Here is a 12,190-nt window from a genome sequence, read left to right on the forward strand (position 1 = left end):
TAAGGGGCGCGCTTACGTGCAGGGAGGCGATGTGAGTCATCACGCGGACCGCCCTTACGACCCCGAGCCGGGCCCGGCGCCGCGGCCGCCGCACCGCTCCCAGTCCTGGCGGCCTCCATTCCCTGGAACGCCGCCCACCGGCACGCCCCGGCCTGGGACTCCCCGCCGCCCCGGGGCGCCCTTCCCCGGCCCGCCGGTTCCGGCGCCTCCGCCGCCCGCGATGGCCCCAGTTGGGGAGACGGCCCGCGGTGTGGTGTGGGCGGCCGTGCCGTTCATCACACTCGGCTACGGGACGCCGGTCTCGTTCCTCTACGCGGCGATCCGGCGCGGTTCGTGGAAGTACGGCGCCGTCGCCGCCGGGTACGGCGCCGGCACGGCCGCCGTGCTGACGATGGTCCAGTCCGGCGACCCGCTGCTCACCGTCTTCGGGTCGTTCGTGGCGATCCTGCTGTGGCTCGCGGGCACCGGGCACGCGTTCGCCGTCCGGACGTCGGTGTTCCCCCGCGAGGCGCCCCGCAACCGGCAGAACGAGCGCGCCATCGAGATCGCCAAGTACCGCCGGACGCTGCGCGAGCAGGCCCGCGCGCTCGCCGCCGAGGACCCGGCGCTCGCCCGCGAGCTGCGGATCGGCCGCCCCGACGCGCCCCGCACCTACGACGACGGCGGGCTGGTGGACGTCAACCACGTCCCGCGCGAGATCATCGAGGCGCTGCCCGGCATGACGCCGGAGATCGCGGAGCGCGTCGTCCGCCACCGCGAGGAGCACGGCGGGTTCGTGTCCGCCGAGGAGATGGCGGTGGACGCCGACATCCCGCCCGACCTCCTGCCCGAGATGGCCGAGTTCACGATCTTCCTGCGCTGAGGCGCACGGCCGGGGTCAGGCCAGGGCGACGCTGAGCACGCCCGTCAGCGCCAGCTGCGCGAGCGACAGCGGGACGAGCCACGCCCAGGCGAGCTTCTGCAACTGGTCTTCGCGCATGCGCGGGTAGCTGACCCGCAGCCAGATGACGCAGAATGCCAGCGCACCGACCTTGAGCAGCGTCCAGAGCCAGCCCAGCTCGGTGTTCAGGAACGGGCCCTTCCACCCGCCGAGGAACAGCACGGTCGTCAGCGCACAGAGCACCACGATCCCGGCGTACTCGGCGAGCAGGAACAGCGCGAACCGCAGCCCGCCGTACTCGGTGTACGGGCCGAAGATGATCTCCGAGTCGGCGACCGGCATGTCGAACGGCGGCCGGCGCAGCTCGGCGAGGCCCGCGACGAAGAACACCACGCCGCCGACCGCCTGCCACGGCAGCCACCACCAGCGCCACTCCTCCACGACGCCCTGCAGCGACAGCGTGCCCGCCGCCATCGCGACCGACGACGCCGCGAACACCATCGGCAGCTCGTACGACATCAGCTGCGCGGCGACCCGCATCCCGCCGAGCAGCGAGTACTTGTTCGCCGACGCCCAGCCCGCCATGATCGCGCCGATGACGCCGACGCCCATCACGGCGAGCGCGAAGAAGATCCCGGGCCCGAGGTCGAGCGCGACCTGCCCGCCGGGCCCGATCGGGATCACCAGCAGCACCAGCAGGTACGGGACGAGCGCGACGCCCGGCGCCAGCTTGAACACCCACCGGTCGGCGTCGCGCGGGACCACGTCCTCCTTCTGCGCGAACTTCACCCCGTCGGCGACGAGCTGCGCCCAGCCGTGGAACCCGCCCGCGTACATCGGGCCGAGGCGGCCCTGCATGTGCGCCATCACCTTGTGCTCGGCCTGCCCCACCAGCAGCGGCAGCACCGCGAACGCCGCCGCGACGAGGACCAGCTTGACGACGATCTCAAGCATCCGGCCCCCAGTTCTCCGGGACGCCCGGCGGCCGGACGCGGCGGCGGCTCGGCGCCCCGTGCCCCGACTCGCCCGGCTCCTTCGCCCCCGGCCACGGCTTGGCGACGCGGGCCGCGAGCACGAAGTCCTTGCGCAGCGGGTGGCCCTCGAAACCGTCCGGCAGCAGCAGCGGGACGAGGTTCGGATGGCCCTCGAACAGGATCCCGAACATCTCCGCCGTCTCGCGCTCGTGCCAGGCGGCGCCCCGGTAGACGCCCGTCGCCGTCGCCAGCACCGGGGCCCGCCGCGGGACGCGCGTCCGGACCAGCAGGTGGTGGCGGCGCTCCAGCGAGTACACGTGGACGACGACGGCGAAGCCGTCCTCAAGCTCGTCGACGCCGGTCAGCCAGTCGAAGAACCCGCAGGACAGGTCGTCGCGGGCGAAGGTCAGGGCGGCCAGCCAGTGCTCGGGCGGGACGCCGACGGCGAGGCCGCCGAACGTCTCCTCGGAGCTGACCTCGTCGCCGAAGCGGGCCGTCCAGGCGTCCGCCAACTCGGCGCTCACCGGTCGCGCCCGATCCGGTCGTCGTGGTCGTCGTCGACCAGCCCGGGGATGATGGACGGGTCGTGGTCGGGCGACCAGCCCCGCCTCCCGCCGCGCGGCGGCGCCGGCTCGTCGTCCCCCACCGGCTCCTCGGCCTGGGCCGGTTGCTCCGCCCGAGGAGGCTCGTCGGCAGGGTGCTCGTCGGCCTGAGGGGGCTCCTCGGCCGGAGCGGGCTCGTCCTCCACCGTCGGGACGGGCACGGTGGCCTGGTCGTCCTCGCCGAGGGGGTGGACGGGCACCGTCTCGTCCGCGGGCCCCACCGGCTCGTGCGCGGCCTCTTCGTCCGGCGCGGGGGTGGGCGGGGGCTCGTCCGGCGCGGGAGGTTCGGGCGGGGGCTGGAGGGGGCGGCGCAGCACCGTCGCCGACAGCGGCCGCGGCGGGGGCGGCGGGCTGAGCGGGTCGCCGCCGTCGTAGCGCTCGCCGAGCGACTCGGCCGCGATCTTCTCCTGCAGATGGACGATGCCCTGCAGCAGCGCCTCGGGACGGGGCGGGCAGCCGGGCACGTAGACGTCCACCGGGATGATCTGGTCGACGCCCTTGGTGACGCAGTACGAGTCCCAGTACGGCCCGCCGCAGTTGGAGCAGGCGCCGAACGAGATGACGTACTTGGGCTCCGGCATCTGCTCGTAGAGGCGCCGCACGGCGGGCGCCATCTTGTCGCTGACGGTGCCGGAGACGACCATGAGGTCGGCCTGCCGGGGCCCCGGCGCGAACGGGATGACGCCGAGCCGGATGAAGTCGTGCCGGCTCATCGACGTCGCGATGAACTCGATGGCGCAGCAGGCCAGCCCGAAGTTGAAGACCCACAGCGAGTAGCGGCGGCCCCAGTTGAGCACGAACTTGACCGGTTTCGGCGCGAGCCGGGACAGCGGTCCCACGCTCGGCGGCGGTAGATCGATGGTGCCCACAGCGCCATTGTTACAGCGGCCGGGGCCTCACACCCAGGAGAGGACGCCCTTCTTGCCCGCGTACGCGAGCCCGGTGGCGAGGAACGCGAGGAAGATGAACATCTCGGCGAGCGTCGTCGCCCCGTAGCCGGGCGCGGAGAAGACGGTCGCCCAGGGGAAGAGGAACACCGCGTCCACGGCGAACACGACGTAGAGGTAGGCGAAGACGTAATACCGCACGTAGGAGTGGGCCCAGCCCTCGCCCACCGGGTCGACGCCGCACTCGTAGGTGGTCAGTTTCTCCGCGGTCGGACGATGCGGACGGAGCATCCGGTTCGCGCCCAGTGCCCCGCCGACGATTCCGGCGCCGACGAGGAGGAGGACGACCACAACGACATATGTGTCGAAATAGTTATGCACCAGATCCTCCTCGTCTGCGTCTGATCCAGTATCCCCCGGCGCAGGATCAGGGGAGTGTGACGTCGTACCTCCACCCCGGGGGACCACGATGCCATGATTTTGCTGCACACTAGATTTGCATTGGGTCAGGTTGACCTGGAAGGACGTGACCGGATGAGCAACCCCCCGCCTCCCCCGGGCTGGGAATCCCCGGGCGGTGCCTCCTGGCCGCCCCCGCCGCCGCCGGCGGGCCCGGGCGGTCCCGGTCCGGGCGGACCCGGTAGCCCGGGCGCCCCGGGCGGACCTCCGCCGCCCGGCGGCTTCGGTGGCCCGGGCACGCCGCCGCCCTTCTTCCCGCCGCCCCCCGGCGCCCCGATGGGCCCCGCCATGCCCCCGCCGAAGCGCGGTGGCGGCGGCGGCCTCGTCATCGGGCTGATCGGCGGCGGCCTCGTCGTCCTCATCATCATCGCGGTCGTCGTGTACGCGGTGTCCGTGGGCGGCGGAGGAAAGTCGCCCGAGGAGAAGCTGACCGCCGCGGCGGCCAGCATCGGCGCGGCGCGCGCGGTCGAGCTGAAGGGCACCTTCAGCTCCTCGGAGTCGCTGCGCGGCGAGCTGAACGTCACCAAGGGCGGGCGCGTGATGGGGCCCGTCACCTGGGGCGGCGACAACGTCACCCTCCTCGCCGCCGACGGCAAGGTGTTCGTGAAGGCCGACAAGTCGTACTGGGCGAAGGAGATCTCCTCGACCGACGACCCGTTCTACCTCCAGTCCGGCGAGCAGTGGGGCCGGCTGGACGACGACGAGCTCGACCTCGACTTCAAGACCCAGCTGTCGCCCGCCGCGCTGGCGAGCAAGCTCCGCTCCGCCAGGACGTCCCGGGTGAAGCCCCTGGAGACGACGTGGCAGGGCAAGAAGGCGCTGAAGTTCAGCACCTTCTCCTCCACCCTCTACATCACCGACGAGGACGACGCCGAGCTGCTGCGCTACGAGGCCACCACCCCGCGCGTCGCCGTCGACGTCACCCCGCAGGACTCGGGCGGCGCCTCGTCCCTCATCTCCGACATGCGGTCGAGCATGGGCGAGCTGAAGGACGCCTTCAACGGCTCGGCGCGGCCGTCGGTCGACGAGTGGAAGAAGGGCGGCTGCAACGGCGACTCCGGCTGCACCGTCCAGGCCCGGATCCGGCCGCCGATCGGCGTGGAGAAGCCCGTCACGATCGACGTCCGGTTCCGGATCACCGCCGGCACGCTGACCGGCCGGGACCTCGGCAACTGCACGACCCGGATCACGATCAGCGGCAGCGCCTCGCAGTGGGCCAGCTGCCGGGTCGCCACCTCCGCGTGGAAGAGCTGGGCCAAGGGCACCGGCGGCACCTTCTACAAGCACGCCCAGTACAAGGTGATCGGCGCCACGTCCGCCGATGTGCAGGCCCTGCAGAACGGTCTCGACAGCGAATGAGCCGCAGGTGAGGCGCGCGGCGCGGAGCACCGCGCGCTGACCCCCGGCCACCCGGGTGCCCGGCGGCGCTCCTCCACTTCCGGAGGAAGCGCCGCCGGGCACCCTTATGCTCTGTGAGGACGCCCCTCCAGGGCCCGGCGGCCGCCCCTCATCCCCCCGCGACGGTCCCGAGCCTCGCCGGCACCCTCGGGTGGACGCCTCCCGCACCCCCTTGCTTTGTTGCCGACGGTCGGGCCGAACCCGGGCCCCGGAAGTGAGAAGGGCAGAGCGAGTCCCCCGTGAGCGCTGAACAGGACGAGCCGTCACCGGCGTCTCCGTCCCCGCACCGCCCCCCGCCCCCGCCGGGGCGCCCCTTCGGCGCCCGGCGCCATCCGCAGGACGTCCGCGTGGCCGGTGCGCCGCAGCGCCCGCCGGCGCACCCCGGCGGGCGGCCCCAGCATGGTCAGACCGGTGGTCCCGGCCCGTCCGGACGGCCCGGTGGCCCGGTTCCGCCGGGCGGGGTGCTGCCCGGCAAGGGCGGGCGGCAGGCCGGGCCGCGGCGCGCGCGGTTGCTGGTGGTCGCCGGGGCGGCGGCCCTCGCGGTGGTCGCGACCGGTGCCGTGGCGGCGGTCGCGCTCGGCGGGGACGACGAGCCCGCCAAGAAGAAGCCCACGGCGACCGCGGCCGCCGCGCCGCCGGCGTGGACGGCCGCGCTGGGCCGCAGGCTCAAGCGCGGGACGGGCCTGCGCTACAACGGCACCCTCACGCTGAAGGGCGGCACCGTCCGGGCGCGCCTCCAGGTGGCGCCGTCGGGTTCGGCGACGGGGCGGCTGGTCGCGGGCACGCTGACGGCGGACGTCGTCGCGATCGACGGCACCACCTACATCAAGGCCGGGCTCGCGTTCTGGCGCGCCTACGCCGGCGAGGTCCCGCACCCCGACTACTACGCGGGGCGCTGGTCGAAGGCGCCCGCGTCGATGCCCGGGTTCGACGTGCCGGGAGTCCTGGGGCCCGAGGCCATCGCGAAGGCGCTGGCCAAGACGTCGGGAAACCCGCCGACGGAGGACGTCGGCGGCGTCCGGGCATATCGCGTCAAGACGCCGGCCGCCGACTACCTGGTGACGGCCGCCGCCCCGTACCGGCTGCTGGCGGTGCGCCCCGCCGGGCAGAACGCGCCGGACTTCACAGCCGCGCCCGTGGCGGCGCCCGCGGCGATGTTCGCCGAGCTGCGCCCGCGGGTGGCCGCGCTCGGCGGCGCGGGCGACCCGACCGTGCGGTTCCGGCCGGGGACGCTGACGTTCAGCGACTGCGACCAGAACACCAACGGCTGCACGGTGCAGCTGCCCGCCACGATGACCGCGCCCTCGGGGTCGGTGCCGGAGGGGACGCGGGCCGCGCTGCGGGCGTCGATCACCTCGCGCGGCGCGCCGCTCGGCTCCTGCGAGGCGTCGGAGCAGGTCGGGACCGGCCGCTCGGTGCTGCTGGGCTGCACCGTCACCGGCCGGCTGTGGCGGACGTGGATGAAGAACGCGCTCGACAACCCCGGCTCCTACCCGTACGAGGCGTCCGCCCGCGTCGTCGGGGAGGCGCTGTCCGCGGCGGACGTGCCGAAACTGCTCGCGCGGGTCGACCGCGAGCGCAAGGCCGTGCTCAAGCCGAAACCGGCCACGCCGGGACCGTCCGCCACGGGCGGGACGGAAGGGACGCAGGGGCCGTCGGCGAATCGGTCAGAAGGTGCGGAGGCGGCTACATCTCAGTCACCGGGACGCCCGTGACGCGTGCATCCCGGGTCGGTGCGGTCCGCCTTTAGCCTCGCTGTCTACACTTCGGGACGTGAACTCCACGCCCCTGGGGAGCCGCGGCTCCTCGACGAGCCCCGCGCGGCGGCTGGTGCGGCGGCTGCACGTCGACCTGTGCCGGCAGCGCAGCAGCCTGTGTTCGGGATGAACTAGGCGTCCGCCCCAGGTCGTACCTCCCGGTGAGCGGTCGTCCCGATAGCACCATCCGATCCCGGACATACCATGAAGGTAAGCCTAAGTAGCATCACGATCCCGGGTGCCTCCCCCGGGACGGTTGCTGCCCGTCGAGGAGGTCTTCCTCTGTGACCAAACAGGTCCAGCAACTCGACCGCGTCATCATCCGCTTCGCCGGCGACTCCGGCGACGGCATGCAGCTGACCGGTGACCGCTTCACGCAGGAGACGGCGGCGTTCGGCAACGACTTGTCGACGCTGCCGAACTTCCCGGCCGAGATCCGCGCCCCGGCCGGGACGCTGCCCGGCGTGTCCAGCTTCCAGCTGCACTTCGCCGACCACGACATCCTCACCCCCGGGGACGCGCCCAACGTGCTGGTCGCGATGAACCCCGCCGCCCTCAAGGCCAACCTCGCGGACCTGCCGCGCGGCGCCGACCTCATCGTCAACACCGACGAGTTCACCAAGCGCAACCTCGCCAAGGTCGGCTACGCCGCCAGCCCGGTCGAGGACGGCTCGCTGAGCGAGTTCCGCGTGCACGCGCTGCCGCTGACCTCGATGACGGTGAAGGCCCTCGAGGACTTCGACATCTCCAAGAAGGACGCCGAGCGCGCGAAGAACATGTTCGCGCTGGGGCTGCTGTCCTGGCTGTATCACCGTCCCACCGAGGGGACGCTCGGCTTCCTGGAGAAGAAGTTCGCCAGCAAGCCCGAGATCATGAAGGCCAACATCGCGGCCTTCCAGGCGGGCTGGTCCTACGGGGAGACCACCGAGGCGTTCTCGGTGCAGTACGAGATCAAGCCGGCCGAGCACGCGCCCGGCCTGTACCGCAACATCACCGGGAACCTCGCGCTCGCGTACGGGCTGGTCGCCGCGGGCGTGCAGAGCGGGCTGCCGATCTTCCTCGGCTCGTACCCGATCACCCCGGCGTCCGACATCCTGCACGAGGTGTCCAAGCACAAGAAGTTCGGCGTGCGGACGTTCCAGGCCGAGGACGAGATCGCCGCCGTGGGCGCGGCGCTCGGCGCCTCGTTCGGCGGGTCGCTCGGCGTCACCACGACGTCCGGTCCGGGCATCGCGCTGAAGAGCGAGACGATCGGGCTCGGCGTCGCGACCGAGCTGCCGCTGCTGGTCATCGACGTGCAGCGGGCGGGGCCGTCCACGGGCCTGCCGACCAAGACCGAGCAGGCCGACCTGCTGCAGGCCATGTTCGGCCGCAACGGCGAGGCCCCGGTACCGGTGGTCGCGCCGCAGTCCCCGTCGGACTGCTTCGACGCGACGATCGAGGCCGCCCGGATCGCGGTGAAGTACCGCACTCCGGTCATCCTGCTGTCGGACGGCTACCTCGCGAACGGCTCCGAGCCGTGGAGGCTGCCGGACGTGGCGTCGCTGCCGAAGATCGAGCCGAACTTCGCCGCGCCGTCCCAGGAGGACTTCCAGCCGTTCAAGCGCGACCCGGAGACCCTCGCCCGCCCGTGGGCGATCCCGGGCACGGCCGGGCTGGAGCACCGGATCGGCGGCCTGGAGAAGGCCGACGGGTCCGGCAACATCTCCTACGACCCGTCCAACCACGACACGATGGTCCGGCTCCGCCAGGCCAAGGTGGACGGCATCGCGAACGACATCGAGCCGCTCGCGGTGGACGACCCGTCCGGCGCGGCCCGCGTGCTGGTGATGGGCTGGGGCGGGACGTACGGGGCCATCTCCGCGGCCGTCCGGCGGGTCCGCTCGACCGGCCGGGACATCGCGCAGGCGCACGTGCGGCACCTCAACCCGTTCCCCGCGAACCTGCCCGAGGTGCTGCGCTCCTACGACAAGGTCATCGTCCCGGAGATCAACCTCGGCCAGCTCGCCCTGCTGCTGCGCGGCCGGTTCCTCATCGACGTGATCGGCTACAACCAGGTCCGCGGCCTGCCCTTCAAGGCGGAAGAGCTGCAGGGCGTCATCCAGGATGTGATCGATAGTGAGTGAGAACGGCTCCCCCAACGGCAGCGGCGCCGTCGCCAACGGGAACGGCGCCAACGGGAACGGGAACGGGAAGTCGCTGCTCTCCCTCGTCCCGAAGACCGACCAGAAGCAGACGCTGAAGGACTTCAAGACCGACCAGGAGGTGCGCTGGTGCCCCGGGTGCGGTGACTACGCGATCCTCGCGGCCGTCCAGTCCTTCCTGCCGGAGCTCGGGCTGCGCCGCGAGAACATCACGTTCATCTCGGGCATCGGCTGCTCGTCGCGGTTCCCCTACTACATGAACACCTACGGGTTCCACTCGATCCACGGCCGCGCGCCCGCGATCGCGACGGGGCTCGCCACGTCCCGCCCGGACCTGTCGGTGTGGGTGGTGACCGGTGACGGCGACTCGCTGTCGATCGGCGGCAACCACCTGATCCACGCGCTGCGCCGCAACGTCAACCTGAAGATCCTGCTGTTCAACAACCGGATCTACGGGCTGACGAAGGGGCAGTACTCGCCGACGTCCGAGCTCGGCAAGATCACCAAGTCGACGCCGATGGGGTCGCTGGACGCCCCGTTCAACCCGCTGTCGCTCGCGATCGGCGCGGAGGGGACGTTCGTCGCCCGCACCATCGACTCCGACCGCAAGCACCTGCAGTCGGTGCTGCGGGCCGCGGCGCAGCACCGCGGCACCGCGCTCGTCGAGATCTACCAGAACTGCAACATCTTCAACGACGGCGCGTTCGACCCGCTGAAGGACGCGGACGTCCGCGACGACGTCACCGTCCGGCTGGAGCACGGTGAGCCGATCGTCTTCGGAGCGGACCGCTCCAAGGCGCTGCGCCGCACCCCGACCGGGTCGTTCGAGGTCGTGAAGACCGCGGACGTCGACCCGTCCGAGATCGCCGTGCACGACGCCCACAACCCGGACCCGTCGCAGGCGTTCGCGCTGTCGCGGCTGGACCAGCCGGCGTTCGAGCACACCCCGATCGGCATCTTCCGGGACGTCGACCGGCCGTCCTACGACGAGCTGATGCGGGCCCAGCTCGACGAGGCCGTCGCGAAGCAGGGCGAGGGCGACCTCGCCGCGCTGCTCGGCTCCGGCGACACCTGGCGCATCGACTAGTCCACGGCACGACCTGACCGCTTTCGCGGAGGCCCGGTCCCGGTTTGTCCCGGGACCGGGCCTTTTCACGCCTATTGCACACGTATTGAATAGCGGGGAACGGGGCACTGATGCTCATGACGGCCGTCGGACGCGTCGCCGCGGTCTCTGGGCGGGACACGGTCTTCACACGAGACACGGTGCGGGACGGCGTCTCACCCTGACAGACTGTCGGAGATCATGGAGCCGGGAGGTGACGATGCGGGTCATTCCGCGCCGTAACAAGGATCGTCCAGGGGACGAGTCCGCGTCGCCTCCTGGTGAAACGGCGCCTCCCGCTCCCGCATCCCCCACCGATGCCACGCAACCCGTCGGCAAGGCCGAGCCGGGCGGCACCGAAGTGCGGCCGGATGCGGCCACACGGCCACTGCCCGCAGGCGGCGCGGGCGGCGCGGGCGGCCCGCAGGAAGCGCTCGGGCAGGAGAGCTCGCCGGGCGGGGCGCAGACGGAGACGGCCACCGCGGTGCTGCCCGTCCCGGACGACGAGGCCGCGCGACGGCGGGCGCGGGCGGCGGAGCGCCGGCGGCAGGCGGCGGAGGTCAAGCGGAGCCGGGCCGGACGGCGCCGGCCCCGCCGGCAGACCGTCCCCCCGACGCCGGCCAAGGCCGCCGACCAGCACCGGTCGGCGCTGCTCATCATGGTGCTGACGCTGGGGCTGCTGATCGCGGCCGTCGCGGTGACCGGCGGGCTGTTCGCGTCCTCGATGCGGACCCGGCCGGTGGCGCTGGCCGCGCCGCTGCACATCTACCCCGTCTCCGAGGCGACGCCGGGGCCGTGCCCCGCCGGGACGGCGGGCATCACCGGGCAGGCCGGCACCGGCCCGACCTGCTACCGCCTCACCCAGGGCATCGCCATCCACAAGGTCGCCGGCCTGAACGTCCAGAAGTCGCGGGTGAAGCCGGGCGGCTACGACGTGGCGCTGACGCTGCGGCCGGTCGACCGGGACGCGTTCGCCCGGCTGACCCGCGCGACCGTCGGGCGCGACCTCGCGTTCGTCGTCCGCGACCGGCTCGTCACCCTGCCCCGCGTCGACATGGCCATCACCGACGGGAAGGTCGTCGTGACCGGCTCGCCGGACCGGACCACCGCGAACCGGCTCGTCCGCGACCTCAAGGGCGGCCGCTAGGCCGCGTGGCTCAGCCCGCCGAGAGCTCCTCGCCCTGGACGGCCTGGATCTCCAGTTCGGCGCGCAGGCTCTCGCCGACCATCGCGACGCCCGCCTCCAGGATCTGGTTGAACCGGATGCCGAAGTCGGCGCGGCGCAGCTCGGCCGTCGCGCGGAACGCGGCCCGCACGCCGCCCCACGGGTCGGTGCCGCTGCCGAGGTAGGTCAGGTCGAGGTCGACCGGCCGCGTGATCCCGTTGAGGGTGAGGCGGCCGTGCACCGTCCAGCGGTCGGGCCCGGCGGCGGTCAGCCCGTCGCCCTCGTAGGTGATGTACGGGTTGGCGTCGGCGCTCAGGAAGTCGGCGGAGCGCAGGTGGTCGTCGCGCATTTTGTTGCCCGTGTCGATGGACGCGGCCTCGATCCGCGCCGTCACCCGCGACGCCTCGACCGGCTCGGCGACCTCGATCCGCCCCTCGAACGCGGCGAACCGGCCGCGGACGCTGGACAGTCCGAGGTGCTGCGCGACGGCGCCGACCGCCGAGTGCGCCGGGTCGATCGTCCAGGTGCCGGGCGGCGGCAGTTCGGTGCCGCCGGCGCGGCCGAGCACCACCTTCCCGATGTCGGCCGTGCCGGACGTCGACACGATCAGCGTCGCTGCGGCCGGCTGGAAGCCCATCGCCGTCACGATCACCGTGTAGGTGCCGGCGGGCAGCGGACCGGCGGCGAGCACGCCGTCCTCCCCGGTCCGCTCCCGCGCAACCTGGTTCCCGGCCAGGTCGGTCACCGTGACGACGGCGTGCCGCACCGCCCAGCCGTCCTTCGTCCGCACGGTTCCGCGCAGACCCCGCTCAGCGTCCT

The 12,190-nt window shown here is 72.9% G+C and carries 11 protein-coding genes; 6 read left to right on the plus strand and 5 right to left on the minus strand.

The annotated features are described in order from the left end of the window. Positions 1-265: 265 nt before the first annotated feature. A complete protein-coding gene (locus tag ACGFI1_RS21940; protein WP_392787374.1) occupies positions 266-862 on the plus strand; it encodes a helix-hairpin-helix domain-containing protein in 597 nt (198 codons plus the stop codon). 15 nt (positions 863-877) lie between these two features. Here the strand turns inward: ACGFI1_RS21940 and ACGFI1_RS21945 are convergent, their stop codons facing one another. Genes ACGFI1_RS21945 through ACGFI1_RS21960 form a run of 4 tightly spaced genes read right to left on the minus strand, consistent with a single transcriptional unit; the run spans position 878 to position 3,724 of the window. Next, a complete protein-coding gene (locus ACGFI1_RS21945; RefSeq protein WP_301173970.1) occupies positions 878-1,834 on the minus strand; it encodes a complex I subunit 1/NuoH family protein in 957 nt (318 codons plus the stop codon). Then, positions 1,827-2,378, minus strand: a complete 552-nt coding sequence (locus tag ACGFI1_RS21950) for an NADH-quinone oxidoreductase subunit C (RefSeq protein ID WP_301173971.1) — start codon at positions 2,376-2,378, stop codon at positions 1,827-1,829. The genes ACGFI1_RS21945 and ACGFI1_RS21950 overlap by 8 nt, the downstream gene beginning before the upstream one ends. Next, complete coding sequence (nuoB, locus tag ACGFI1_RS44375) at positions 2,375-3,325, minus strand: NADH-quinone oxidoreductase subunit NuoB (RefSeq protein ID WP_449202371.1); 951 nt, start codon at positions 3,323-3,325, stop codon at positions 2,375-2,377. The genes ACGFI1_RS21950 and nuoB overlap by 4 nt, the downstream gene beginning before the upstream one ends. 27 nt (positions 3,326-3,352) lie before the next feature. Continuing rightward, a complete protein-coding gene (locus tag ACGFI1_RS21960) occupies positions 3,353-3,724 on the minus strand; it encodes an NADH-quinone oxidoreductase subunit A (protein ID WP_138642371.1) in 372 nt (123 codons plus the stop codon). Positions 3,725-4,090: 366 nt separating this feature from the next. On the opposite strand from ACGFI1_RS21960, the gene ACGFI1_RS21965 reads away from it, so the two are divergent. From ACGFI1_RS21965 to ACGFI1_RS21985, 5 genes are all read left to right on the plus strand, one after another. After that, entirely contained in the window at positions 4,091-5,161 is a 1,071-nt protein-coding gene (locus ACGFI1_RS21965; protein ID WP_387075484.1) for a hypothetical protein, read from the plus strand. Between the two features lie 278 nt (positions 5,162-5,439). Beyond that, positions 5,440-6,915, plus strand: coding sequence for a hypothetical protein (locus tag ACGFI1_RS21970; RefSeq protein WP_392787377.1), 1,476 nt, complete (start codon positions 5,440-5,442; stop codon positions 6,913-6,915). A 326-nt stretch (positions 6,916-7,241) separates the two neighbouring features. After that, positions 7,242-9,083: a 2-oxoacid:acceptor oxidoreductase subunit alpha gene (locus ACGFI1_RS21975; protein ID WP_138640513.1), complete on the plus strand. Its 1,842-nt coding sequence runs from the start codon at positions 7,242-7,244 to the stop codon at positions 9,081-9,083. 73 nt (positions 9,084-9,156) lie between these two features. Further along, positions 9,157-10,188, plus strand: a complete 1,032-nt coding sequence (locus ACGFI1_RS21980) for a 2-oxoacid:ferredoxin oxidoreductase subunit beta (protein WP_392787544.1) — start codon at positions 9,157-9,159, stop codon at positions 10,186-10,188. A gap of 379 nt (positions 10,189-10,567) precedes the next feature. Next, a complete protein-coding gene (locus tag ACGFI1_RS21985) occupies positions 10,568-11,353 on the plus strand; it encodes a SecDF P1 head subdomain-containing protein (RefSeq protein WP_392732714.1) in 786 nt (261 codons plus the stop codon). Positions 11,354-11,363: 10 nt separating this feature from the next. Here ACGFI1_RS21985 and ACGFI1_RS21990 read toward each other — a convergent pair whose 3' ends face one another. Further along, the gene (locus ACGFI1_RS21990; RefSeq protein ID WP_392787379.1) at positions 11,364-12,161 is read right to left on the minus strand and encodes a YceI family protein; all 798 of its coding nucleotides are present in this window, start codon (positions 12,159-12,161) and stop codon (positions 11,364-11,366) included. Between the last annotated feature and the right edge of the window lie 29 nt (positions 12,162-12,190).

The organism is Actinomadura geliboluensis (assembly GCF_043197915.1).
Taxonomy (GTDB): Bacteria; Actinomycetota; Actinomycetes; order Streptosporangiales; family Streptosporangiaceae; genus Spirillospora; species Spirillospora geliboluensis.

Excerpts from the sequence above, each read along its gene's own strand:
- ACGFI1_RS21945 (WP_301173970.1), bottom strand. The coding sequence starts at position 1,834 with ATGCTTGAGATCGTCGTCAAGCTGGTCCTCGTCGCGGCGGCGTTCGCG.
- ACGFI1_RS21965 (WP_387075484.1), top strand. The coding sequence starts at position 4,091 with ATGCCCCCGCCGAAGCGCGGTGGCGGCGGCGGCCTCGTCATCGGGCTG.